This is a genomic window from Nocardioides agariphilus (assembly GCF_015352445.1).
GTDB lineage: Bacteria > Actinomycetota > Actinomycetes > Propionibacteriales > Nocardioidaceae > Nocardioides > Nocardioides agariphilus.
In genome coordinates this window covers 62,102-86,865 of record NZ_JADKPO010000014.1, presented here as the reverse complement: position 1 = coordinate 86,865, position 24,764 = coordinate 62,102, and the positions used below count along the sequence as shown (strand labels likewise).

The 24,764-nt window shown below is 70.2% G+C and carries 21 protein-coding genes and 1 pseudogene; 18 read left to right on the top strand and 4 right to left on the bottom strand.

Annotated features, from left to right (window positions below; genetic code table 11):
- Positions 1–55 precede the first annotated feature (55 nt).
- From ISU10_RS12075 to ISU10_RS24125, 8 genes and pseudogenes are all read left to right on the top strand, one after another.
- Positions 56–1,216, top strand: coding sequence for an alpha/beta hydrolase-fold protein (locus ISU10_RS12075; RefSeq protein ID WP_194696643.1), 1,161 nt, complete (start codon positions 56–58; stop codon positions 1,214–1,216).
- Positions 1,217–1,235: 19 nt separating this feature from the next.
- A complete protein-coding gene (locus ISU10_RS12070; protein WP_194696642.1) occupies positions 1,236–1,961 on the top strand; it encodes an esterase family protein in 726 nt (241 codons plus the stop codon).
- Positions 1,958–3,247, top strand: a complete 1,290-nt coding sequence (locus ISU10_RS12065) for a M20/M25/M40 family metallo-hydrolase (RefSeq protein WP_370865254.1) — start codon at positions 1,958–1,960, stop codon at positions 3,245–3,247. The genes ISU10_RS12070 and ISU10_RS12065 overlap by 4 nt, the downstream gene beginning before the upstream one ends.
- Entirely contained in the window at positions 3,244–4,161 is a 918-nt protein-coding gene (locus ISU10_RS12060) for a putative periplasmic lipoprotein (protein WP_194696641.1), read from the top strand. The genes ISU10_RS12065 and ISU10_RS12060 overlap by 4 nt, the downstream gene beginning before the upstream one ends.
- Position 4,162: 1 nt before the next feature.
- On the top strand, positions 4,163–4,822 hold the full coding sequence (locus ISU10_RS12055) for a hypothetical protein (protein ID WP_194696640.1): 660 nt from the start codon (positions 4,163–4,165) through the stop codon (positions 4,820–4,822).
- A 180-nt stretch (positions 4,823–5,002) separates the two neighbouring features.
- The gene (locus ISU10_RS12050; protein WP_194696639.1) at positions 5,003–6,031 is read left to right on the top strand and encodes a hypothetical protein; all 1,029 of its coding nucleotides are present in this window, start codon (positions 5,003–5,005) and stop codon (positions 6,029–6,031) included.
- A 146-nt stretch (positions 6,032–6,177) separates the two neighbouring features.
- The gene (locus ISU10_RS12045; protein WP_194696638.1) at positions 6,178–7,569 is read left to right on the top strand and encodes an NAD-dependent malic enzyme; all 1,392 of its coding nucleotides are present in this window, start codon (positions 6,178–6,180) and stop codon (positions 7,567–7,569) included.
- A pseudogene (locus tag ISU10_RS24125) lies at positions 7,566–7,820 on the top strand (glutathione peroxidase); the annotation flags it as partial. The gene ISU10_RS12045 and the pseudogene ISU10_RS24125, both read left to right, overlap by 4 nt.
- A 43-nt stretch (positions 7,821–7,863) precedes the next feature.
- Here the strand turns inward: ISU10_RS24125 and ppgK are convergent.
- Positions 7,864–8,631 (bottom strand): polyphosphate--glucose phosphotransferase, encoded by a 768-nt coding sequence (gene ppgK, locus ISU10_RS12035; protein ID WP_194696637.1) that lies wholly within the window; start codon positions 8,629–8,631, stop codon positions 7,864–7,866.
- Positions 8,632–8,730: 99 nt separating this feature from the next.
- On the opposite strand from ppgK, the gene ISU10_RS12030 reads away from it, so the two are divergent.
- Entirely contained in the window at positions 8,731–9,261 is a 531-nt protein-coding gene (locus ISU10_RS12030; RefSeq protein ID WP_194696636.1) for a DUF4232 domain-containing protein, read from the top strand.
- 128 nt (positions 9,262–9,389) lie between these two features.
- On the opposite strand, the gene ISU10_RS12025 is transcribed toward ISU10_RS12030, so the two are convergent.
- On the bottom strand, positions 9,390–9,584 hold the full coding sequence (locus tag ISU10_RS12025) for a hypothetical protein (protein WP_194696635.1): 195 nt from the start codon (positions 9,582–9,584) through the stop codon (positions 9,390–9,392).
- Between the two features lie 58 nt (positions 9,585–9,642).
- On the opposite strand from ISU10_RS12025, the gene ISU10_RS12020 reads away from it, so the two are divergent.
- From ISU10_RS12020 to ISU10_RS12005, 4 genes are all read left to right on the top strand, one after another.
- Positions 9,643–10,407, top strand: coding sequence for a maleylpyruvate isomerase family mycothiol-dependent enzyme (locus ISU10_RS12020; RefSeq protein ID WP_370865251.1), 765 nt, complete (start codon positions 9,643–9,645; stop codon positions 10,405–10,407).
- Positions 10,408–10,523: 116 nt separating this feature from the next.
- Positions 10,524–12,101, top strand: a complete 1,578-nt coding sequence (locus ISU10_RS12015) for a vWA domain-containing protein (RefSeq protein ID WP_194696634.1) — start codon at positions 10,524–10,526, stop codon at positions 12,099–12,101.
- Positions 12,102–12,156: 55 nt separating this feature from the next.
- The gene (locus ISU10_RS23835) at positions 12,157–13,569 is read left to right on the top strand and encodes a fatty acid desaturase (RefSeq protein WP_194696633.1); all 1,413 of its coding nucleotides are present in this window, start codon (positions 12,157–12,159) and stop codon (positions 13,567–13,569) included.
- A 71-nt stretch (positions 13,570–13,640) separates the two neighbouring features.
- Positions 13,641–14,201, top strand: a complete 561-nt coding sequence (locus ISU10_RS12005) for a TetR/AcrR family transcriptional regulator (protein ID WP_370865250.1) — start codon at positions 13,641–13,643, stop codon at positions 14,199–14,201.
- A 53-nt stretch (positions 14,202–14,254) separates the two neighbouring features.
- On the opposite strand, the gene ISU10_RS12000 is transcribed toward ISU10_RS12005, so the two are convergent.
- On the bottom strand, positions 14,255–14,884 hold the full coding sequence (locus ISU10_RS12000) for a maltokinase N-terminal cap-like domain-containing protein (protein WP_194696632.1): 630 nt from the start codon (positions 14,882–14,884) through the stop codon (positions 14,255–14,257).
- Between the two features lie 37 nt (positions 14,885–14,921).
- Here ISU10_RS12000 and ISU10_RS11995 point away from each other — a divergent pair, with 37 nt between their 5' ends.
- The 5 genes from ISU10_RS11995 to ISU10_RS11975 all read left to right on the top strand — a co-directional run bounded on the left by ISU10_RS11995 (position 14,922) and on the right by ISU10_RS11975 (position 22,969).
- The gene (locus ISU10_RS11995) at positions 14,922–16,355 is read left to right on the top strand and encodes an MFS transporter (RefSeq protein WP_370865248.1); all 1,434 of its coding nucleotides are present in this window, start codon (positions 14,922–14,924) and stop codon (positions 16,353–16,355) included.
- 63 nt (positions 16,356–16,418) lie between these two features.
- On the top strand, positions 16,419–17,624 hold the full coding sequence (locus ISU10_RS11990) for a M15 family metallopeptidase (RefSeq protein WP_194696631.1): 1,206 nt from the start codon (positions 16,419–16,421) through the stop codon (positions 17,622–17,624).
- A 27-nt stretch (positions 17,625–17,651) separates the two neighbouring features.
- Positions 17,652–18,665 carry an NADPH:quinone oxidoreductase family protein gene (locus ISU10_RS11985; RefSeq protein ID WP_194696630.1) on the top strand — a complete coding sequence of 338 codons (1,014 nt, stop codon included), beginning with the start codon at positions 17,652–17,654 and terminating at the stop codon, positions 18,663–18,665.
- A gap of 11 nt (positions 18,666–18,676) precedes the next feature.
- A complete protein-coding gene (locus ISU10_RS11980; RefSeq protein WP_370865246.1) occupies positions 18,677–20,623 on the top strand; it encodes a M13 family metallopeptidase in 1,947 nt (648 codons plus the stop codon).
- Positions 20,624–20,851: 228 nt separating this feature from the next.
- Positions 20,852–22,969 carry a RecQ family ATP-dependent DNA helicase gene (locus ISU10_RS11975; protein WP_194696629.1) on the top strand — a complete coding sequence of 706 codons (2,118 nt, stop codon included), beginning with the start codon at positions 20,852–20,854 and terminating at the stop codon, positions 22,967–22,969.
- A gap of 61 nt (positions 22,970–23,030) precedes the next feature.
- Here ISU10_RS11975 and ISU10_RS11970 read toward each other — a convergent pair whose 3' ends face one another.
- Complete coding sequence (locus ISU10_RS11970) at positions 23,031–24,599, bottom strand: DHA2 family efflux MFS transporter permease subunit (RefSeq protein WP_370865244.1); 1,569 nt, start codon at positions 24,597–24,599, stop codon at positions 23,031–23,033.
- Between the last annotated feature and the right edge of the window lie 165 nt (positions 24,600–24,764).

The window sequence follows — 24,764 nt, the reverse complement described above, 5'->3', positions numbered from 1 at the left end:
TGGTCACGAACGCCATCCCAGAGGCCTCGAATCCTTGCCTGTGGGACCGGTCGCGATGACCCGCGCCGCCACCAAGCTCGCCATCAACCGGCTGCTGGACCGCAAGCCGCTCGACGACGCTGCGATCGACAGGTTCATCGAACGGCACGGAGCGCCGATCATCGAGGGCTCGCGCGCGACGTTCCTGTGGCGGGGTCACGCCGACGAGGTCTCGGTGCGCCACCGCGTGGTCGGCCTGCCGGACCCCTTGCGCCTGCGGAGGGTCAAGGACGCCGACCTCTGGTACGTCAGCACCGAGATCCCCGAGGGCTCTCGCATCGAGTACCAGTTCGAGGTCACCCACGACGGGCACACGGAGTCGTTCCTCAACGACCCGCTGAACCCGAAGCTCGCGCACGGACCGTTCGGCGCGAGCTCGGTGTGCGCGGCCGCCGGCTACCACGTGCCGGACTGGACGCTCCACGACCCGGAGGCGCGGCCCGGCGAGATCGTCGAGCGCACCATCACCAGCAAGGCGCTACGCCGGCAGGTGAGCTTCCACGTCTACCTGCCGGCGCGCTTTCGCCGGGTGGTCCGCTACCCGCTGCTCGTGGTCCACGACGGCCTCGACTACCTGACCTATGCCTCGGCCAAGACGGTCCTCGACAACCTGATCCATCGCAACGAGGTCGCCGAGATGGTCGTCGCGTTCGTCCCGCCGGTGGGTGACCGGCTGGTCGAGTACGCCAACAACGCACCCCACGCCCGGTTCATCGCGCGTGAGCTGGTGCCCGAGCTGACTGCCGAGCTGCCGTTGGTCGACAGTCCCGTGGGCCGCACGCTGATGGGCTCGTCGTTCGGCGGGGTCGCCTCGGTGTCGACGGCCGCCCGCTATCCCGACGTGTTCGGCTCGCTGCTGCTCGAGTCGCCGTCGCTGGTGTTCACCGACATCGGCCAGGACCACGGCGGGGGACCGGTCTTCGACCCCGTCGTCCGGTTCGTCAACCGCTACCGAGCACGCCCCCGGCGCATCGCTGACCGCATCTACCTGACCTGCGGCGTCTACGAGCCGCTGATCACCCCCAACCGCTCGATGGAGACGGTGTTTCGTCAAGCAGGCATGGAAGTTCGCTACGTCGAGGCGCGCGACGGCCACAACTGGGAGAACTGGCGCGACCGCCTGCGCGACGGCCTGGCCTGGCTGCACCCCGGTGACCAGAAGTTCGTCTACGAGTAGTCGCGGTAGAAAGACCCCCATGGACAAGGCAGTCGAGCGCTGGCGATCCGACCGGATGCACCAGGACATCACCTTGGCGCGCTGGGGCCACTTCGGCGTCCCGGTGCTGGTGTTCCCGACAGCGGGCGGCGACGCCGAGGAGGTCGAGCGCCACCACCTCGTCAGCCACCTCGGCAGCCTCGTCGACGACGGTCGCATCAAGGTCTACTCGTGCGACTCCGTGGCGGGTCGCGCGATGACGCAGGACGACGGGGACGCGGCGTACCGCTGCTGGCTGTTCAACCAGTTCCAGCAGGCCGTCGCCCACGAGGTGGTGCCGGCGATCCAGGCCGACACGGGTGGAACAGCAGGCGGCGTCATCGTCGCGGGCGCCTCGATCGGTGCGTTCAACGCCTTGGCCATGGTGTGCCGCTTCCCCGACCTGTTCCGTGCTGCCATCTGCATGAGTGGCACCTACGACATCGAGGGTTTCATCGGCGGCTTCAACGACGATCTCTACTTCTGCTCGCCGCTCCACTTCCTGCCGGATCTCGAGGGGCCCGCCCTCGACCTGCTGCGGCAGCGTTTCGTCATGCTGGCCACGGGTTCGGGCAAGTGGGAGGACGTCGGGGAGTCCTGGCGGGCCGCGGAGGTCCTCGGCGCCAAGGGCATCCCCAACCGGGTCGACGACTGGGGTCCCGACTACGACCACGACTGGCCGACCTGGTGGCAGATGCTGCCGGAGTACCTGGAGCAGCTGACGTGACCTTCGAGGACCTTGCCCACCTCGTCGCGCTGCCCTCGGTCGCTGATGGTGCACATGAGGTGGCTCTCTCGGCGACCGCCGACGAGGTGGTGCGGCTGTTCTCGCAGGCTGGGGTCGACGACGTACGCCGGGTGCCCACCGACGATGGCACCGATACGGTGCTCGGCCACTCGCCGGGCCCGGAGGGGGCACCGACCGTGCTGCTCTACTCCCACTACGACGTGCAGCCGGCCGACCCGGCCGAGTGGACGTCGTCGCCGTGGGAGCTCACCGAGCGAGACGGCCGTCTCTACGGGCGGGGCGCGGCCGACTGCAAGGGCAACCTGGTGATGCTGCTGACCGCGCTGCGCTCGCTACCGAAACCGTGGCCGGTCGGCGTGCGCATCGTGTGCGAGGGCTCGGAGGAGATGTCGAAGGGTGGCCTCGGTCGTCTGGTCGGCACCGACCCCGGCCTCTTCGCCGCCGACGTGATGCTGGTCGCCGACTCCGGCAACATCGAGCGCGGTGTGCCGACGGTGACCACGAGCCTGCGCGGCACGGGCTCGGTCCTGGTGACCGTGCGGACCATGGCCTCGCCGGGGCACTCCGGGTCCTATGGCGGCGCGGCACCCGACGCTCTGGCCGCCCTGATCGCCATGTTGGCGACGCTCCGCGACCAGGCCGGCGACACGACCGTGACGGGTCTCGACAACAGTGGCCGCTGGGCGGGCGCCGACTATCCCGAGGACCGGTTCGCCGGCGACGCGCGAGTGCTTCCCGGCGTACGCCTGCTGGGTTCCGGCTCGGTGGCCGACTCCGTGTGGGCACGTCCGGCCGCGACCGTGCTCGCGATCGATGCGCCGTCGATCGCCGACGCGACCGCGGCGGTCCAACACGAGGCTCGGGCGCTGGTGGGGCTCCGCGTCCCGCCGAGCCAGGACGCGGCGCGGGCCCAGCGACTGCTCGTCGCCCACCTCGAAGGCGCCGCGCCCTGGGGTGCCCAGGTCACCGTCGAGCCGAGGACGCTGGGGCAGGGTTGGGCGCTGACCGGGCGCGGCCGCGGGTACGACGCTCTCGCGCACGCCATGCGCACCAGCTTCGGCGCGGACCTGGTCGAGGCCGGGCAGGGCGGGGCCATCCCGCTGTGCAACGAGCTCCAGACCGCCCATCCCGAGGCGGAGATCCTGCTGATCGGCGTGGAGGAGCCGGCCTGCCACATCCACGCGGCCGACGAGAGCCTCGACCCGGAGGAGTTCCGGCGTACGGCCCAGGCCGTTGCCCTGATGCTGCAAGAGTTGGGCTCGTGAGACGTCCTCTCGTCGGGCTGGTGGTGGCCCTGCTCGCGCTGAGCGGCTGCGCGTCCGACAGCTCCGGCACCAGCGGTGCGGCGTCCGGCCCGACGACGGCTCCCTCGTCGCCGACCAAGACCCTGACGCTGGCGCCTCCCTCGCCCCGACAGCTGAGCGGAACGCTCACCGCCGAGCTCCAGCAGTCCAGCCGCGACGTCGCGCTGGGCCGCTTCCAGGTCTGGATCACCAACGGTCTCGAGCACGACATCTCGCCCAAGCGGATCGTCTACCACGACGTGCAGCTGTCGCGTCCGGTCATCGGCGGTCGGCTGCGGCAGATCCCCTCGGGCTCCTACCGCGGGTTCACCCTCGACCTGATCGAGCCGGACTGCTCGGCCGAGCGGGCCGAGGCGACCGTGTCGGTCACCTTCGGTGAGCAGACCGAGACCATCCCCGTCGATGACGAGACGGGGGTCGTCGAGCGCTGGTCCCACGAGCGCTGCGACGAGATCGCCATCGCGCGGATCGCCAAGCTGGAGTGGACGCCCGGCATCAAGATCGAGGGCACGGGCACCGATGCGATCGCGATGTTCCGGCTGACCGCGACACCGACCGGCAAGGGCGGTTCGATCACCGTGGACACCGTCGGTGGCACGCCCCTGTTCACCTCCGCCGACGGTGACTTCTGGACGGTCGGCCGCACCGTCGAGGGCAGCGGGCCGCCGGTGACGATGCAGCTGCCGGCCCAGCCCGCGAGGTGCGACGCCCATGCCTTCGGCTCGGCGACCGGCGGCACCACGTTCTTCGTCAACATCACCATTCATGGAACCGGCGAAGCCGCACGCAAGGCCCAGATCCGGCTGGCCATGTCCCCGGCCGTGACGGCCGAGACGTTCGCGTATGCCGCCGAGGCCTGCCAGTGGGAGGAGTGAGGTGAGCCCGTTCGCCACGGCGCGGCGCAGGCGGCTGCTGTTCGTCGTGGTGATCGTGGCCCTGCTGTTCTTCCCGCTCCTCTCCTCGCTCGGCACCCGCGCGCTCGTCGAACGCTCCGGCACCGACGTGACAGCGACCGTCGTGGAGACACCGCGCAAGGGCGACGCCTACCTGGTGGGCTTCCGCCTGCCCCGGGCGATCGACCCCGACCAGCATCTCTACTCGGCCGAGGTCGACCACCCGACGTACGACAAGGCCGCCGAGACCAAGCAGATCACCGTGCGGGTGCTGAAGGACCGGCCTTCCGTCCACCGCGTCGAGGGCGAGATCCGCAGCAACACGCAGTACGTCGTGATGGGCGTCGGCATCCTGCTCGTGCTGGCGGTCGGGCTCTGGTGGGCGCGAACCGGCCGTCGCCGCCCGACGGTCCGCATCCGCGCCGCCGGGCCGGTCGAACCCGCCGATGCCGCCGACGTCGGAACCCTGGAGCGCGATGCCGGTGCCGACGTCTACGAGGCCGTCGGCACCGTCGTGTCCGCCGACGACGCCCAGGTGGTCCTCGAGCTCGGCCAGCGCCACGTTGTCGTCACCCTCTCCGGCCACCCCAACCCCGTCCCCCATGGCTCCCCCGCCCGCGCTCGCGGCCCCGTCATCGGCTGACCGGCGTTCTGGGTCGCTGTTGATGGTTTACCCGGCCGGCCGGGGAATCTCTGACTCGTGACCCGTCCGGCTGCCTGAAACGGCCCACGAGGCAGCCGTACGGGTCGCAAGTCGTGGTTGTCCACAGGCAGTACGGCGCGGGCCGACGTCGACGCCGACCAACGGGCAGAGTTCACCGGCGTGAGTACGTGGTCGACGAAGGCACCGGTCGTGCGGGTGTCGGCACCGGTGCGCGTCGACCGAAGCGGTGCCACGGGACCGACGAAGGGCCAGGCGGAGGGGCCGTTGTGGCGGCGTACCTCGAGCGGCTTCTACGTGCCAGCCCACGTGAGTGACGAGCTCGTCGAGCAGCGCATCGTCGAGCAGGGCTCCCGCCTTCGAGAGGGGGCGGTGACCGGGTGGGCGGCGCTCCGGCTGCTACGGGGTGGGTACTTCGACGGGCTCGCCAGCGACGGACGAACCAGTCTTCCCGTGCAGGTCGCCGCCAACGGCGACCGACTGCGCTCCGAGGACGGCCTGGCCGTCCATCGGGTGGAGATCGACGAGGAGGACGTCGTGATCCGGTACGGCGTGAGGTGCGCCGCACCCGAACGCGCGCTGTTCGACGCGGTGAGGTGGTCGGAGGACCTTGTGGAGAGGGTGACGGCCATCGACATGGCCGCTGCTGCCGAGATCAGCTCGCCCGCACGACTACGGGCCTTCGCGCTCGCGCATCGTGGGACCCGCGGGCGGATGCTCGTGCTCGAGGCGCTCTCGTGGGCCAGCGAACGCGCGGAGTCACCCCAGGAGGTACGGCTCCGGATGATCTGGCGGCGGCGGTTCAGCGCGACCAGGCCAGAGGTCAACCGAGTGATTCTCGACGACGCCGGACGCCGACTGGGCAAGCCCGACCTCGTCGACCCGGATCTGGAGATGGGGGCCGAGTTCGACGGCGCCGAACATCGGGCCCGGGCCCGCCACCGGCGCGATGTACGTCGCCTCGACGACTTCTTGCGTGCTGGACTCGAGATCGCGGTCTTCGTCGGGGCGGACCTCGACGATGAGGACCTCGTCGTCGACCGGTTGCAGGCGACGAGGGCGCGCGCGGGCAGAGTCCCGCGGCGTTGGAAGCTCGCCCCGCCCGGTCGCTCCCTCGATGAGCGCCTCGACGAGAGAGACCGCATGATCGCGTTTCACGAGACGTCTCCGGGCCACACCACGTACTTGTGACCCTGGAGGCTGCCGTGGACGGCACTCTCGGCGGCCTGGAGGGTCACAAGTGGCGGGATCCCCGGATGTCCGGGGATTCCGTCATGTCCGCGACCACAACGACCGCTACTTGCCCGTAACCGACGAACGGGGACAGGCTGGCGGACATGTCGGCCACCCCCTCGTCGTACTCGATCACCATGCGGTTGCACACCGCGCCGGACCATGGCGTGGTGGGGCGCGTAGCGACGGCCATCGCGCGCGAGGGCGGGATCGTCACCGCGATCGACGTGGCCGACTCCAGCCATGACCGGCTGGTCGTGGACGTCACCTGCAGCGCGGCCGACGCGACCCACTCCGAGCAGGTGGTGGAGTGCGTGCGGGCGGTCGAGGGTGTGGAGGTCTACAAGGTCAGCGACCGTACGTTCTTGCTGCACCTCGGCGGCAAGATCGCGGTGACCTCCAAGGTCCCCCTCCGGACCCGCGATGACCTGAGCATGGCCTACACCCCGGGCGTCGGACGGGTCAGCATGGCGCTGGCCGAGCACCCCGAGGACATCCCGCGCCTGACCATCAAGGGCAACACGGTCGCGGTGGTCACCGACGGCAGTGCCGTACTCGGTCTCGGCAACATCGGCCCCGGCGCAGCCCTGCCCGTCATGGAGGGCAAGGCCGCCCTTTTCAAGAGGTTCGCCGACATCGACGCCTGGCCCATCTGCCTGGCCAGCCAGGACACCGACGAGATCGTGCGGGCGGTCGAGATGATCGCGCCCGGCTTCGGCGGCATCAACCTCGAGGACATCGCCGCCCCCCGCTGCTTCGAGATCGAGGCGCGGCTGCGGGCCAGCCTGGACATCCCGGTCTTCCACGACGACCAGCACGGTACGGCGATCGTGGTGATGGCCGCGCTCACCAACGCGTTGCGAGTGGTCGACAAGTTGCTCGCCGACGTGCGCGTGGTCGTCGCGGGAGCCGGAGCCGCCGGCACCGCCATCGTCACCTTGATGCTCGCGGCCGGCATCAAGGACATCGTGGTCTGGGACCGCGAGGGCTGCCTGTCCTCCGACGACACCAGCCTGCCGCTGGCCAAGGCGAGCCTGGCCGCGCGTACCAACCCCCGCAAGGTCCGCGGCGACCTCCACGACGGCCTCAAGGGCGCGGACGTGTTCGTGGGCGTGAGCGCGCCCAACGTGCTCGACCCCGAGTGGATCAAGGACATGGCACCCGAGGCCGTGGTCTTCGCACTCGCCAACCCTGACCCCGAGGTCGACCCGGCCGAGGCCGACAAGTACGCCGCCGTCGTCGCCAGCGGACGCTCCGACTACCCCAACCAGATCAACAACGTGCTGGCCTTCCCTGGCGTCTTCCGCGGCCTGCTCGACGCCCGCGCCAAGGAGATCACCCTCGACATGCTGCTGCGCGCGGCCGATGCGATCGCCCACGTCGTCACCGACACGGAGATCAACCCCAACTTCATCATCCCGAGCGTCTTCAACCCGGCCGTGCCCAAGGCCGTCGCGACAGCCATCCGGGAGGGAGTGGCAGACTCGCGCAAGTGACCTCTCTGGGTGATTTCAAGGCCACGTCCATCGACGGCTCCGAGGTGGACCTCTCGACCTACGACGGCCAGGTATTGCTCGTGGTCAACGTGGCCTCGCAGTGCGGTCGCACCCCGCAGTACGCCGGACTCCAGGAGCTCCACGAGATCTTCGGCGACCAGGGGCTCACCGTGCTGGGCTTCCCATGCGACCAGTTCGGCAACCAGGAGCCCGGGACCGAGGCCGAGATCGCGCAGTTCTGCGAGACGTCCTACGGCGTGAGCTCGTCGACGACATCGAGAAGGGGCTGGCGGGCTAACGCTCGTCCTGTGCCTCAACGGCCCACAAGGCCGCACCGACGATCCCGGCCCGGTTCTGCAGCTTCGCCGGGACGATCTCGGTCTCGATGTCGACCAGGTGGAGGAACTGGTCGGAGTCCTTGCTGACCCCGCCGCCCACCACGATCAGGTCGGGGGAGAACAGCCGCTCGACCGTGCGGTAGTAGACCGTCAGCCGCTCGGCCCACTCGGGGTAGCTCAACCCCTCGTTCTCCTTGACCGAGCTGGCCGCCCGGCTCTCGGCGTCGTACCCGTCGATCTCGAGGTGGCCGAGCTCGGAGTTGGGCACCAGCACACCGTCATAGACGATCGCGGAGCCGATGCCCGTGCCGAGGGTGGTCACGATGACCAGGCCATGGCGGCCCTTCGCCGCGCCGTAGCGCACCTCGGCGAGCCCCGCGGCGTCCGCGTCGTTGACCACGTGGACGTCGCGGCCCGTGGCCTTGGTGAACAGCGCGTCGGCGTCGGTGCCGATCCAGGCCTGGTCGATGTTGGCGGCGGAGCTCACCACGCCGTGACGTACGACGGCCGGCACTGTGACGCCGACCGCACCGCGCGAGTCGGGGAACCGGCCCAGGAGCTCGACGAAGACCTCGGCGACCGCCTCGGGAGTGGAGGGCTTCGGCGTCTTGATCTTGACCCGGTCGGCCGCGAAGTCGCCGACGGTGAGGTCGACGGGCGCCCCCTTGATGCCGGAGCCGCCGAAGTCGATGCCGAACGGCGGGTCGGTCTCCTGGGAATCCACACCCTCAATCTTTCGCACCTGCGACAACCGAAGCAACCGAGGCCGCGTCACAGTGGATGGATCCCGCCAGTGACGCGGGATCGAGGGAGGAAGACCATCATGAAGCTCAACCTGTCCCGCGGCCTCGCGGCCGCAGGGATCCTCACCGCCAGCCTGACGGTCGTCGGCTCCGCCCTGGCCGCTGCGCCGTCGGGGGGCGCGTACCTCGCCCAGAGTCAGGCACTGCAGGCCCCGTCATGCCGGCCGACCGACCTCTACGTCGTCAAGGGCCGACTCGAGGGCGCCGCCGGCAACCGCTACCTGACCGTCAAGATCACCAACGTCGGCGACGCCCCCTGCACGACCGGAGTCGTCACGCGGGCCGCGTTCCGCGACTGGTCCGGCGTACTCGGCTCCAAGGGCGCGCTCAGCTCCGGTGGCGCGGCCATCAGCCTGGACCAGGGGCGGACGGTGCGCACCACGATCCACTGGACCGACCCGGGTCCGGTGCCTGCCGCCGCGTGCGACAAGGCCACGGCCACCCTGGTCACCTTGCGGCTGCCGAGCCTCGCGCACACCTGGCGGCTGCCGTTGAGGGCGCAGGTCTGCACGACGCCGGACTACGCGCCAGATTCCAAACCGTTGCACTGACGAGGATCGATCTTCACCTTCCGCGCATTCCGGGCTGACGGTGGGTTGACCTACCGTTCAGGACAGGGCCTCGGGGCCCTTGTGCTGTTGTCGGTGGACATGCGAGCGGAGCGAGCCAACGGTAGAGCTCAGAAGACGAGAGGGACGACCAGGACGAGCTTGCGGTCGTAGGTGCCGTCGTTGTCGTCGTCGTGGAAGGACGTGCGGACCCGCGCTCCGCACGTGCCGTCCTTCGCTCCTCCGCTCGGTCGTTCCTCCCTCGCTCCGTCGACTGCAGGACGGCACGGCGCGGCGGACGAAACCCCTGCCGGTTGGCCTGCCATCCGGTAGCACCTTGAAACCCGGGAGCATCGCGGCCGTCCACGTGAGAGGGTTCGCGGCGTGCCCACCAGCCTGACGATCGACCAGCATCTCGGCGCACTGCGCGACGCGGTGTCGGCGTTCGCGCGCCATGCCGATCGGGCGGGGCTCGACGTACCCGTGCCGACCTGCCCTGAGTGGACCGTACGCCGCCTGATCGGCCACCAGGGGATGGTGCACCGGTGGGCGACGGCCAACCTGCGCGGCCAGAGCATCGAGATCGACGCGACCGAGCGCGCAGGTCGGCGAGCGTCCAGTCCCGTCGACTGGCTGCGCGACGGCGCGCTGCACCTGGTGGCGGCCATCACCGATGCGCCCGACGACGTGCACACGATCGTGTTCCTCAACGACGCCCCGGCCCCGCGGGAGTTCTGGGCCCGACGTCAGTGTCACGAGACCACGATCCACGCGGTCGACGCGCTCTCGGCCGAGCTCGGCCGCTACCCCAGGTCCGGCGACACCTGGATCGACCCGGCGGTGGCGGTCGACGGGATCGACGAACTGCTGCGCGGGTTCATGACCCGCAACAAGAGCCGGCTGCGCAGCGAGGAGCCGATCACGATCGGCGTGCTGGCCGACGAAGCACCGTCCGGGTGGCTGGTGGAGGTGAGCCCGGCACCCGCCGTCGTCACGCTGGGCGCGCGCGACGAGGTCGCCGAGCGGGCCGACGTACGCCTGTCGGGACCCGCAGTCGCGGTCTACCTGACGTTGTGGAACCGGTCCGACGAGCTCGACCTCGACGATCCCGCGCGCGAGCCCTGGAGGGCCGCCGGCATCCAGTGGTGACCACTCGAGACCCCCTCGACGTCCGGACGGTCACGGTGCGGGCACGGGCTGGTCACGATCCGGCGCCGGGGCCTGATTCGAGGAACGAGCCTCGGTAAAGCCTCGTCGGTGGGGCCATGACGCCCATCGTGCAGCGCATCCGGGTCCTGTCCGTCGTGGTCGCCCTCTCCGCGGCGACCCTCACGGCTTGCGGGGGAGGTGGTGACGACACAACGGGAGATGCGCAGGCCGGCGGACCGGAGAGCTACTACGACAACTACGACCAGAGGGAGAGCGGCCAGTGCTGCCAGCCCCCGGATCCTGGTGACCCCGGACTGCTCGAGGACGACACCTTCGTCGACGCCGGCATGAGTGGGTACGTCGACGCGGCCCAGGACCCCGAGTCCACCTTCGCCCTCGACGTCGACAACGGCTCGTTCCGGATCGCGCAGACCTTGGTCGCCCAAGGCATGCGTCCGCCGCCGGCATCGGTGCGCTCCGAGGAGTGGGTCAACGCGCTGCCCTACGACGACCCGGCGCCGACCGAGTCGGACCTGGCGCTACGCACCGAGACCGCGATGGCCCCGTCCCTGCGCGACGGCACGCAGGAGGTACGGGTGGCCGTGACCGCACGGCAGCTACCGGCCGAGAGCCGGCCCAGCGTGAACCTCACCCTGGTCATCGACCGCTCGGGAAGCATGGACATCGGCAGCCGGCTCGGGCTGGTGAAGAGCTCGATCGCCATGCTGGCCGGCTCCCTGCGGCCCGACGACACGGTCTCGGTGGTCGCCTTCGACCAGAACGTGGACCTGGTGCTGCCGCCCACCCGCGTAGCGGAGCACGAGGCGATCCTGGCGTCGATCGACCGCCTCTACCCCGGCGGCAGCACCAACCTCGCCGACGGTCTCCGGCTCGGCTACCAGCAGGCGCGCTCGGCCTACCGTCCCGGCGGCATCAACGTGGTCATCCTCTGCTCCGACGGTGTCGCGAACGTCGGCATGACCGGGCCCGAGGGCATCACCGCACAGATCGCCGAGGAGGGCCGCAACGGCATCCACCTGGTCACCGTGGGCTACGGGATGGGCAACTACAACGACCATCTGATGGAGCAGCTGGCCGACCAGGGCGACGGCTTCTACCGCTACGTCGACACCTACGAGGAGGCCCAGCACCTCTACGTCGACGAGCTGACCTCGCTGCTGACCCCGATCGCCGACGACGCGCGCTCGCAGGTCACCTTCGACCCCGAGAAGGTCGAGTCCTACCGGCTGGTCGGCTACGACAACCGTGCCATGGACGACCAGTCGTTCGACGACCTCGGTGCCGACGCCGGCGAGCTCGGCGCCGGCCACCGGGCGACGGCGCTCTACGAGGTGCGGCTGGCTCCCGGCGTCGAGTCCGGCGAGCAGATCGGCACGGCGCGGGTGAAGTGGGTCTCGGCGATCACGGGTGCTCCCGGTCACGCCGAGGCAGCGGTGCGTGCCGCCGTACCCGGCCTGCCGCCGAGTGCGTCGTTCCAGCTCGCCACGGCCGCCGCGGACCTCGCCGAGCTGGTCAAGCTGGGCGGCTACGGGAGTGCCTACGAGCAGCTGCGCTCCACGTCGTACGGCGAGCTGCGCCAGCGGGTGATCGTCTTGGCGCGCCGCGGTGTCCCTGGCGCCGACCAGCTCGCGGCGCTCATCGACGGGTGCGAACGGGGCACTCCCGGCTACTGATCTCTTGCCTCACGGGTTGACAAATCATATGGTTTTGTAAACCACGGAGGTGACGATGAGTGCGAGCAGCACGATCCCAGCGGGTTCCACGGCCACGTGGAAGGACAAGAAGCGCTACCTGTGGCTGATCGGGCTGGTGGTGCCGTCGCTGGCGTTCATCGGCTCCGGCATGTGGTCGCTGACCGGCTGGGGCGTGTGGTTCTGGATCGGCCCGATCGTGATCCTGGTGATCGTGCCGGCCATCGACCTGTTCGCCGGTCTCGACCGCTCCAACCCGCCCGACGACCTCATCGAGGCGCTGGAGAAGGACCGCTACTACCGCTGGATCACCTACCTGTTCCTGCCCATCCAGTACGCCGGGTTCGTGGCCGCGATGTGGCTGGTCGCGCACGGAGACCTGTCGGTCGTGGACAAGGTCGGCCTGGCGGTCTCGATCGGCTGCATCGGGGGCATCGGCATCAACACCGCGCACGAGCTCGGCCACAAGAAGGAGGCCAACGAGCGCTGGCTGTCGAAGATCGCCTTGGCCCAGAGCTTCTACGGCCACTTCTACATCGAGCACAACCGCGGTCACCACGTGCGGGTCGCGACGCCCGAGGACCCGGCGTCAGCGCGCGTGGGTGAGAGCTTCTACCAGTTCTGGCCGCGCACGGTCTGGGGGTCCCTGGGGTCGGCGTGGAACCTGGAGAAGAAGCGGATCGCCCGCCGCAAGCAGCACCCGTTCCGGCTGTCCAACAACGTGCTCAACGCCTGGCTGATGTCGGCGGTGCTGTGGGGTGGGCTGATCGCGTGGCTCGGCGTCGGCATCACGCCGTACCTGCTGATCCAGGCGGTCGTGGGCTTCTCGCTGCTCGAGGTCGTCAACTACATGGAGCACTACGGGATGCTGCGCCAGAAGGTCGGCATCGGCGAGCGGCAGCGCTACGAGCGCGTGGACCCCTCGCACTCGTGGAACTCCAACAACATCGCCACCAACGTGCTGCTCTACCACCTGCAGCGGCACAGCGACCACCACGCCAACCCGACCCGGCGCTACCAGTCCCTGCGCGACTACGAGGAGAGCCCCGTCCTGCCGACCGGGTACGCCGGCATGATCGTGCTCGCCATCGTGCCTGCGGTCTGGCGTCGGGTGATGGACCCGCGGGTCCTGCGCCACTTCGACGGCGACCTGTCGCGCGCCAACCTCAGCCCCCGCAAGCGCGACCGCATCCTCGCGCGTCACTCGGTGGTCGAGCCCGTCGCGACCACGCCTGTCGACGAGGTCTCGACGGACTCGACCGACGAGAGCGAGGTCCTCGCGGCCCGCTGCCCTGGTTGCAGCTACACCTACGACGTGGTGACCGGGGACGAGCGCGAGGGGTTCGCGGCCGGCACGGCGTGGGCGGACGTGCCGGACTCGTGGTGCTGCCCCGACTGCGGCGTCCGAGAGAAGGTGGACTTCGTGGCCGTGGAGCGCGCTTCCGCGTGAAGGTGGTCGAGCTGGTCGAGGCCACGGTTGGTGGCACGACCCCCTCGGCGCCGGCCTTCTAGGGTGGTCGCGTGAGCACCCACGACCGGATCGTCGCGGCAGCCGCCGAGCTGACGACCGAGTCGGGCTGGGCGGGGATCACGATGAGCAAGCTGGCCGACCGGGTGGGCGTGAGTCGGCAGACGGTCTACAACGAGATCGGCTCCAAGCCCCAGCTCGCCGAGGAGATGGTGCTGCGTGAGCTGGCGCTCTTCCTGGCCGAGGTCGAGCGGGCCTTCGACGACCATCCCGACGACCTGGTCTCCGCGATCCGCGGAGCCTGTCGGGGCGTGCTCGAGATCGCCCGGGACAACCGGCTGCTCAAAGCGGTCGTCTCGGCCACCCATGGCGCCGACACCGAGCTGCTGCCCTTCTTGACCACCCACTCCGAACCCCTGCTCGAGACGGCCAAGGCCGTCGTGCGGGCCCGCGTGTCGGCGTACGACGTCTCCCTCCCGGACCACCGCCTCGACGCCGCCATCGACCTCATCGTCCGCGTCGTCCTCAGCCACGTCATGCAGCCCTCGGCCAGTCCCGAGGCCACCGCCGACGACATCGCCTGGCTCACCTCACAAGCGCTCCAGGCGGGGTAGTCCCGTGCAGTTGACGGGTGAAATGGGCGTTCTGACCCGTCAACCGCACGGGACTACGCCGACGAGCGCGCAGCCGCCACCACGACCGGGGCGTGGTCGCCCCACTGGGCCGTCAGGGTCTGGTCGCCCTCGACGGGGGTGCCGATGACGCGGGACAGCACGAGCTCGAGGTCCCCCGCGCGGGTGATCGTCGGGTCACCGGCGTCGAGGAGAGCGACTGACGACACGCGTACGCCGGCGCTCGCCGTACCGCTGCCACTCACCCGGCACGTCGGGTCGAACCGCACGATCTCGCCGTCCTGCTCCATGGTCAGCTCGGCTTGGTGCCCGCCGGTGAGGATGGCGCTGAGGATCGCCGAGACGGCCACGGGGTCGGCGCATCCGTCGTAAACCCAGCGCGGGCCGAGCACGGAGTGGTCGGTGGTGCCGATCAGGTGCTCCTCGGCGCCCTCGAGGGGCGCCCCTCGGTAGCTCATCGGGATCAGGTACGTCGGCGCGGACGACCCGTCCTCCGGCCCCAGCAGGAAGCACTCGATGCCGACCTCGCCGTCGGGGTCGTCGAAGCGGAAGGCGGCATGCGGCTTGCGGGCCAGGTCGCCGTCGAACCAGGACCGGCTCGGCAGCCAGCCCTTCATCAGGTCGCGCTTGCCCGGGGTGATGGTGGCGTCGTGGAGGATGGCCATGTCGGTCAACCTAGGCCGCAACCCATCCTGCGGACAGGTGAGCGAACGCCATATGAGCCAGACATCCGGCCAGGTCGCCTTCGGGAGCGCGACCGGCAAGGCGATCGTCGCCGCGGCGGTGCTCGGATCGGGGATGACGCTGCTCGACGGCACCGTCGTCAACGTGGCGCTGCGCACCATCGGCGAGGACCTCGACGCGAGCCTGGCCGAGCTGCAGTGGATCAACAACGGCTACCTGTTGACGATGTCGGCGCTGATCCTGCTCGGCGGGTCGTTGGGGGACCGCTACGGCAGGCGGCGGGTCTTCGTGATCGGCTCCATCGGTTTCGCCGCCGCGTCGCTGCTGTGCGGTGTCGCGCCCAACGCGACGTTCATGATCGGGGCCCGCATCCTCCAGGGCATCGGCGCGGCCCTGCTGACACCGGGCAGCCTGGCCATGATCCAGGGCGCCTTCGAGCCCGGCAGCAGAGCGCGCGCGATCGGCGCGTGGTCCGGCCTCGGCTCCATCGCTGCTGCGGTGGGCCCGTTCGTCGGTGGTGCCCTCGTCGACTACGCGTCCTGGCGGTGGATCTTCCTGATCAACCTGCCGCTGGCCGCCATGACGGTGGTGATCGCCCAGCGGTCGGTGCCGGAGACCCGCGACCCCGCTGCGCCCGACAGGTTCGACGTGTCGGGTGCTGTGCTGGCGGCCGTCGCGCTGGGCGGCGTCACCTACGCCCTCATCGAGTGGGGCGGGGCGCTCGCACCCGTTGCCGGCGTACTCGGCGTGGTCACCGCCGTCGGCTTCCTGGTGGTCGAGCGCCGTGGGCGGCAGCCGATGATGCCGCTGGTCATGTTCGCCGACCGCACCTTCAGCGCGGCCAACGCGATGACCTTCCTGGTGTACGCCGCACTCGGCGCGGTCTTGTTCTTCCTGGTCCTCCAGCTCCAGACCGTCGGCGGCTTCACCGCGCTGGAGGCAGGCACGGCGACCCTGCCGATCGTGCTTTGCATGGTCTTCCTGGCCTCGCGAGGCGGCGCCCTCGGGCAGCGGATCGGGCCGCGGATCCCGATGACCGTCGGCCCGATCGTGATGGGCCTGTCCTCGCTGTTGCTCCTGAGGGCCGGTCGCGACGTCAACTACTGGCTCGACGTACTTCCCGGCCTGACGCTGTTCGGGCTGGGCCTGGCGCTGATGGTCGCGCCGCTGACCGCCACCGTGCTGGCCGCCGCCCCTGACCAGCACGCCGGCATCGCCAGCGGAGTCAACAACGCCGTGGCCCGGGCCGGTTCGCTGCTGGCGGTGGCGGCACTGCCGGTCATGGTGGGGCTGGGCGGCGACGACTACGCCGACCCCGCGGTCTTCGACGGCGCCTTCCGGTCGGCGACGATGATCTGCGCCGGCCTGCTCGTCCTCGGCGGCGTCGTGTCGTGGTTCACGATCCCGGGGTCGTTCGAGGAGGCCGCCGACCCCGATTCGTCAGCGCTCTAGCGGGTCCGCTCAGCGAAGCGGTCTCTGACGAATCGGGGTTGGCGACGCACCTACCCTGGTTCGGTGAACGGGGGAGCACGACGCGCGCTGGCCTTCGCGGCCGCCGCGTTGCTCGCCTCCGGTCTGGCCTCCTGCGTTGACGACCACAGCAGCCGTACGACGGACCCGCCCGCCACGGCACCGGCCACGCAGACCGCCGTCAGCGATCCCACTCCGACGCAGGATCCCGGCCCCAGCGTGGGGCCGCGCACCGAGGCGCTGCGCAACGCCGACATCCTGGTGTTCAGCAAGGAGACGCTGACCGACGAGATGGTCGCGCGGATCCGCAAGGTCCACGGCGTGCGCAGCGTCGAGCGCCTCTCGATGGCCCAGGTGAGCGTCGAGAACCGGGCCATCAACATCGCTGCGGTCGACCCCGCGACGTACCGCCTCTACACGCCCGAGGAGAGCGCCAACCTCCAGGAGCAGTGGCAGCGGGTGGCCGAGGGGCAGCTCGCGCTCGTGAAGGGGCTCAAGCGGTTGGTGCCCGACGACGGGCGGCTCCAGCTCGGCAGCGCGGCGGATGCTCCGCGCGTCGTGGTCGGCGCGTATGCGCCGCAGTTCCCGCAGATCCAGGCCGTGGTGAGCCAGGAGATCGGTGAGCAGCTGGGCATGGAGCCGGACAACGCGCTCATCGTGGCGGCGTACCCCCGCCAGGCCCCCGAGGCGCTGCGCAAGCCGATCGCCAGGATCGTCGGCCACGCGGCCTCGGTGCAGCGCGTCGACATCGCCGCGCGGCTCGGCCTCGACATCCACGCCCGGCAGACGGCCTACCTCGTCGGCTCGGTCGGCGATGCCGTCGGCATCTACAACTACAGGGTGCTGCCGGGCGGACGCCTGATCCAGCCGGAGGCGTCGTGGGTGCGTTCGCACATCAGCACCCAGGAGGTGCCGATCCTGGGCTCGGTCACCTGCAACTCCCTGATCTTCCCCCAGCTGCGGGCGGCTCTGCAGGAGATCGTGGACGACGGGCTGGCCGGCCAGATCCACCCGGACGAGTACGCCGGCTGCTACTACCCGCGGTTCATCGCCGGCTCGACGACGCTGTCCAACCACGCCTTCGGGCTGGCGCTCGACCTCAACGCGCGCGGCAACCAACGCGGCACCGTGGGCGAGATGGACCGCCGGGTCGTCGCCATCTTCGAGCAGTGGGGCTTCACCTGGGGCGGTCACTGGCACTACACCGACCCGATGCACTTCGAGGCCAACGCCATCGTCAACCCGGGGTAGTCGCGCGACCGGGGGCATGATCAGCCCATGCGTGCTGCCCAGGTCGTGACGACCACCGGACCGGCGGACGTCGTCGTCCGCGACGTCGAGGAGCCGGTGCCCGGCGAGCACGACGTGCTGATCGACGTACACGCCTTCGGCGTCTCGTTCCCTGATGTCCTGCTCAGCAAGGGGCTGTACCAGCTGCGGCCCGAGCCGCCGTTCACGATCGGGATCGACGTTGCGGGCACGGTCGTCAGCGGACCCGTCGATGGTTCGGGGTTCGAACCCGGCCAGCGGGTGGCGGCCGCGGTGCCGTACGGCGGCGGTGGCGAGCGCGCCGTTGCGCCGGCGGCGTGGACGTTCGCGCTGCCCGACAACGTGTCCTACCAGACGGGTGCCGCGATCCCGATGAACGTGCTCACCGCGCACTTCGCGCTCCTCGACCGCGCCGGGCTGCGGGAGGGCGAGACGGTGCTGGTGCACGGTGCGGCGGGCGGGGTCGGTACGGCGGTGCTCCAGGTGGCCAAGGGCTTGCGGGCGCAGACCATCGCGGTGACCTCGACGCCGGAGAAGGCTGCGTACGCGCGGCAGGCCGGAGCCGACCACGCGGTGCTGGCCGCTGGCTTCAAGGAGGCCGTGCTCGAGCTGACCAACGGGCGCGGTGTGGACATCGTGGTCGACGTCGTCGGTGGCGAGGTCTTCCTCGACTCCCTGCGGCTGCTCGCCCCGTTCGGCCGGCTGCTCGTCGTCGGGTTCGCGGCCGGGCAGGGCATCCCCGAGGTGAAGGTCAACCGTCTGCTCCTCAACAACATCGACGTGCGCGGCGTGAACTGGGGCGGGTACGCCATGGCGTCCTCCGACTACATGCAGCGTCAGTGGGCGGCACTGCGGCCACTGCTCGAGTCGGGGGTCGTCAGCCCGCCCATCGGCTCGACGTACGCCTTCGACGACGTCGCCCGGGCACTCCTCGACATCGACGAGCGCCGCGGTCTCGGCAAGTCGGTCGTGCTGGTCAAGGGAGGCGGCCCACGACGATCCAGCGCTCGGCCCGGCGTCTAGGCTCTCCCGTCGTGAGCATCCTGGACGACGCCCGCGCGGGCATGAATCTCGACATCAGGCCGCAGGACGACCTGTTCGGCCACGTCAACGGCCGTTGGCTCGACGAGGAGGACATCCCGAGCGACCGGTCGAGCTGGGGTCCGTTCGTCCAGCTGGCAGACGACGCCGAGAAGCAGGTCCACCAGATCATCGAGGAGCTGACCGAGCGCGGCGGCGACGACGAGGACTCCAAGAAGATCGCAGCGCTCTACGCGTCGTTCATGGACGAGGCCACGATCGACGCACTCGGCCTCAAGCCGCTGCGACCGGTGCTCGACGCGGCGGCATCCCTGCGCGACGTACGCGACATGGCCGGCTTCCTCGGCGAGTTCGAGAGCAGCGGCGGCAGCGGGCTCTTCCGCTCCTACGTCGACAACGACGACCGCAACGCCGAGCGCTACATCGTCTACTTCCTGCAAGGCGGACTGGGGCTCCCCGACGAGACCTACTACCGCGACGAGAAGTTCGCCGAGATCCGCGAGAAGTACGTCGCACACCTGGCCACCATGTTCGGCCTGGCCGGTGTCGACGACGCCGATGGTCGCGCGGCCGCGGTCCTGCGCCTGGAGACCCGTCTGGCCGAGGGTCACTGGGAGCGCGCCGAGACGCGCGATGTGATCAAGACCTACAACCTCAAGACCTTCGCCGAGCTGGGCGAGCTGTGCCCGGCGTTCGACTGGGACGGGTGGGTGCGCAACCTGGGCGGCTCGCGCGACACCCTGTTCGAGGTGTGCGTGCGGCAGCCGTCCTACCTCGAGCACCTCTCCACGGTGCTCACCGAGACCGCGATGGAGGACTGGCGCAGCTACGTGCTGGCCAAGGTGATCCGGTCGGCCGCGCCGTACCTCCCGGATGACTTCGTGCAGGCCAACTTCGACTTCTTCGGACGCACCCTCGGCGGCACCCCGGAGCTCCGGGCTCGCTGGAAGCGCGGCGTCTCCATGGTCGAGGGCGCGATGGGCGAGGCCGTCGGCCGCGAGTACGTCGAGCGGCACTTCCCCCCGCGCAGCAAGGCGCTGATGGACGACCTGGTCGCCAACCTCGTCGAGGCCTACCGGCGCTCCATCGCCGGCCTCGGCTGGATGAGCGAGGAGACCAAGCAGCGGGCCTTCGACAAGCTCGACCGGTTCCAGCCCAAGATCGGCTACCCGGTGAAGTGGCGGGACTACTCGCGGCTGAAGTTCTACCCCGGTGAGCTGCTCCGCAACGCCACCGCCGCAGCGTCCTTCGAGACCGCGCGACAGCTGGCCAAGATCGGTGCGCCCGTCGACAAGGACGAGTGGCTGATGCTGCCGCAGCAGGTCAACGCCTACTACAACCCCGGCACCAACGAGATCTGCTTTCCGGCCGGCATCTTGCAGAAGCCGTTCTTCTCGCCCGACGCCGATCCCGCCGAGAACTACGGCGGCATCGGCGCGGTGATCGGCCACGAGATCGGCCACGGCTTCGACGACCAGGGCTCGCAGTACGACGGCACCGGCAACCTCAACGACTGGTGGACCGCCGAGGACAAGTCGGCCTTCGAGGTGAAGTCCCAGGCGCTGATCGCGCAGTACGACGGGTTCGAGCCGCGCGCCCTGCCAGGCGAGCACGTCAACGGGGCCCTGACCGTCGGCGAGAACATCGGCGACCTCGGTGGCCTGGCGATCGCCTACCAGGCCTACCTGATCTCGCGCGAGGACGACTCTTCTGATGTCACGGTCGAGGACCGGCAACGGGTGTTCTTGAACTGGGCGTACTGCTGGCGCACCAAGCGCCGCAAGGAGACCGCGCTGCAGTACCTCACCATCGACCCCCACAGCCCGCCGGAGTTCAGGGCCAACATCGTGCGCAACCTCGACGAGTTCCACTCCGCCTTCCAGACCGTCCCCACCGACGGCCTCTGGCTGGACCCCGAGGCCCGCGTCCGCATCTGGTAGCGGTGTTCGCTGGTTGAGGAATGCGCGGCGAGCGGTGTTCGCTGGTTGAGGAAGGCGCGGCGAGCGGTGTTCGCTGGTTGAGGAAGGCGCGCTAGCGCCTGTCTCGAAACCAGACGATGTTCCTCGGTTCCGGGGGCTTCGAGATGGTTGCTGCGTAACCTCCTCAACCAGCAGGCGGCTTGTGGAGAGCGAATCCGCCCTGTCGTCGCCCGCTGATAGACAGGGGGCATGCCCGCTCCCACCGCGACCGACACCCGACCCGAGGTGAGGCAGCGCGCCGAGGCACACCTGCGGGCGCTGGTCGGTCGAGATGACGCCGTCCTCTACGACGACCAGTGGGCCGCCATCTCGGCGCTGGCCGTCGACAAGCGGCGAGCCCTCGTCGTGCAGCGCACCGGATGGGGCAAGTCCGCGGTCTACTTCGTGGCGACGCTGCTGCTGCGTGCCGAGGGTGCCGGGCCGACCGTCATCGTCTCGCCACTGCTCGCCCTGATGCGCAACCAGATCGCCGCCGCGCAGCGCGCCGGCATCCGTGCGGTGACGATCAACTCCACCAACATCGAGGAGTGGGAGCCGGTCCACGAGCAGATCCGCGCGGGCGAGGTCGACGTGCTCCTCGTCTCGCCCGAGCGGCTCAACAACCCGGGGTTCCGCGACCAGGTGCTGCCGCGTCTGGCGGCCACCTGCGGCCTGCTCGTCATCGACGAGGCTCACTGCATCTCCGACTGGGGTCACGACTTCCGGCCCGACTACCGCCGCATCCGCACGCTCCTTGGCGATCTGCCCGACGGCGTACCCGTGCTGGCGACGACCGCGACGGCCAACGCGCGGGTCACCGCCGACGTCGCCGAGCAGCTCGGCCACGACGTCCTCGTGCTGCGCGGATCCCTGGACCGCGAGTCCCTGCGCCTCGGCGTGATGCGCCTCAAGACGGCCGAGCAGCGCCTGGCCTGGCTGGCCGACCACCTTGCTGAGCAGCCCGGCTCCGGCATCGTCTACTGCCTGACCGTGGCCGCCACCCAGGAGGTCGCCGACTACCTGCGCTCGCGCGGGCACGACGTCCACGCCTACTCCGGCCAGACCGACACGGCCGAGCGACTCGAGCTCGAGTCGCGGTTGGCTGCGGGCGACGTCAAGGCGTTGGTGGCCACCAGCGCCCTCGGCATGGGCTTCGACGCGACGCTCGGGTTCGTGGTCAACCTGGGCGCCCCGCAGTCGCCGGTGGCCTACTACCAGCAGGTCGGCCGTGCCGGACGCGGCACCGACGACGCGACGGTGGTGCTGCTGCCTGCCACCGAGGACCGCGACATCTGGGCCTACTTCGCCTCCTTGGCCTTCCCGCGCGAGGAGCTGGTCCGACAGACCCTCGACGTGCTCGCCGCCGAGGGCCGGCCGATGTCGACGGCGGCCATCGAGACCCGGGTCGAGCTGTCCCGCACGCGCCTGGAGACCATGCTCAAGGTGCTCGATGTCGACGGCGCCGTACGCCGGGTCGGCGGCGGCTGGGTCTCCACCGGCGAGGCGTGGCCCTACGACGCGGAGCGCTACGCCCGGGTCCGCGAGGCCCGCGAGCGTGAGCAGCAGGCGATGCTCGACTACATCGCGACCGACGACTGCCGCATGCACTACCTGCGTGCCCAGCTCGACGACCCCGAGGCAGCGCGCTGCGGTCGGTGCGACAACTGCGGCGGCCTGACGCTGTCGACCAGCCTGTCCGAGGCAGCGGTCGACGCGGCCAGCGAGCGGTTGGCCCGCCCGGGCGTGCCCGTGGCCCCGCGCAAGATGTGGCCCACCGGGCTGGCCGCGCTCGGCCTCGACGTCAAGGGCCGCATCGCCGAGGGCGCCGAAGAGGGTCGAGCCGTTGCCCGCCTCACCGACCTCGGACACGGCGCCGCACTGCGGGCCCTGTTCCGCGCCGACGCCGACGACGGGCCGGTGCCGCTGCCCTTGCTCAAGGCGGTCATCGACGTGCTCGACGACTGGCGCCCGCGCGTGTCGGCGATCGTGGCCGTCGAGTCGGCTACCCGGCCGACGCTGGTCGGTGACCTGGTCGCGGGGCTCTCCCGCTATCTCCAGGTGCCCGTCGTGGGCAGCTACGCGATCGTCGACCCCGCCATCGGGCCCGGCCGAGGCCAGGCCAACTCGGCACAGCGCGTGGGGGCGGTCTCGCGGCGCTACGCGTGGCGACCGGCCGCTGACGCTCCGCCTGACGTCCTCGACGGCGCGGAGGTCCTGCTCGTCGACGACCAGTGCGTCACCGGTTGGACCCTCACCCTCGCGGCGCGCGACCTACGGGCGACCGGCGCGGCCGCCATACACCCGCTGGTGCTGGCGACGACCGGTTGAGCTGGGTGCGCGGTCCGGTCACCGGGTCTCGAGGCGCGGTGACCGGACCATGCGGCGCCCCTCAGTGCATCACGACAGGAGGCGCGGCGTCGCCTGCCTCGTCGTCGGTGAGGTGCGACTCCTCGTGCTTTCGGGGCAGCAGGAAGGCCGGGACCATCGTCAGGACCACGAGCACCCACGCCACCCAGAAGGTGTCGGCGAAGGCGGCTGCGGCGTCCTTGAGCCCGGCAGCCACGGCGGCCGCCCCGCCCACCTGGTCGATCAGGTCGGGGTCGAGGGTTGCGGCCATGGCGGGCCGCGCCAGGTCTGAGCCGTTGAGCTGGGCGGTGAGGATCACCGAGATCACCGCGACGCCCACCGAGCTGCCGATCTGCTGGTTGATGTTGAGCAGCGTCGAGCCGCGAGCGACCTCGTGGGACCGGAGGGTCTTCAGGGCCGAGGTGAACAGCGGCATCATCGTGCCGCCCATGCCCAGCCCGAGGACGAAGAGCTCGGCGATCAGCAGGGTGTAGGACGTGTCCTCGGTGACCTGGGTCAGCCCGAACATGCCGATGATGATCACGACCAGACCGAAGGGCACGATCCGGCCCACGGGCAGCCGGTCGCTGAGCGTGCCGGCGATCGGCATCGTCAGCATCGCGCCGAGTCCCTGGGGTGCCACGAGCAGGCCGGCCATCAGGGCCGACTCGCCGCGGATCTGCTGGAAGTAGGTCGGCACCAGCAGCAGGCCGCCGAAGAACGCGGCCACGAACAAGAACATCGTGATGATCGAGACCGTCAGGTTGCGGTTCTTGAACAGCCGCAGGTCGATCAGGGGGTGCTCGGGCCGGAAGGCGTGGAACACGAACGCGATCACCAGCACCAGGCCGACGATGCCCGTCACCCACACCCGCGTGTAGCCGTAGACGCCCTGGGCCGCGCCCGGGATCGAGGACACGCCGTAGAGGAACAGGGCCAGGCCCGGCGACATCAGGGCCATGCCGAGGAAGTCGAAGGACTCCGAAGGCTGGGGCGCGTCCTTCTCGAGGACGATCCAGGCGTAGATGATCGCGGCGATGCCGAGCGGCACGTTGATCAGGAAGATCCAGTGCCAGCTGGCGTGCTCGATCAGCCAACCGCCGATGATCGGGCCCAGGATCGGGCCGAGCAGCATCGGGATGCCCAGGATCGCCATCAGGCGGCCCATCCGGTGCGGCCCCGCAGCCTTGGTCATGATCGTCATGCCGAGCGGCATCAGCATGCCGCCGCCGAGGCCCTGGATGACGCGGAAGGTGATCAGCATCTCGATCGACGACGCCGCTGCGCACAGCGCCGAGCCGAGCGTGAACAAGCCGATCGCGATCAGGTAGAGACGCTTGGTGCCGAACCTGTCGGCGGCCCAGCCGGTCATCGGGATGACCGTCGCGAGCGCCAGGGTGTATCCCGTGACCGTCCACGCGACCGTGGAGTAGAGCAGCGGGTGGTCGACACCCGTGAACACCGTCTGGAATGTCGGCAGCGCGACGTTGACGACCGTGATGTCGAGGATCGTCATGATCGCCCCGAGGACCACGACGCCGGCGACCTTGAGCACGGCACCATCGATGTGGTCGGGGTATTCGGGAGCCGCGGGAGTGGAGGCTTGAGTCACGGGTTCGAGCGTAGGCCCGAGCACCGACCCTCCTGCAACCGGATTCACTCTCCGGTCACTGCTGGGGCGGTACTCCCGTGCAGTTGACGGGTCTAGGGCGCCGAATGACCCGCCAACCGCACGGGAGTACCCCGCCACGCGCGCCGGAGTACGCCCCCACGCACG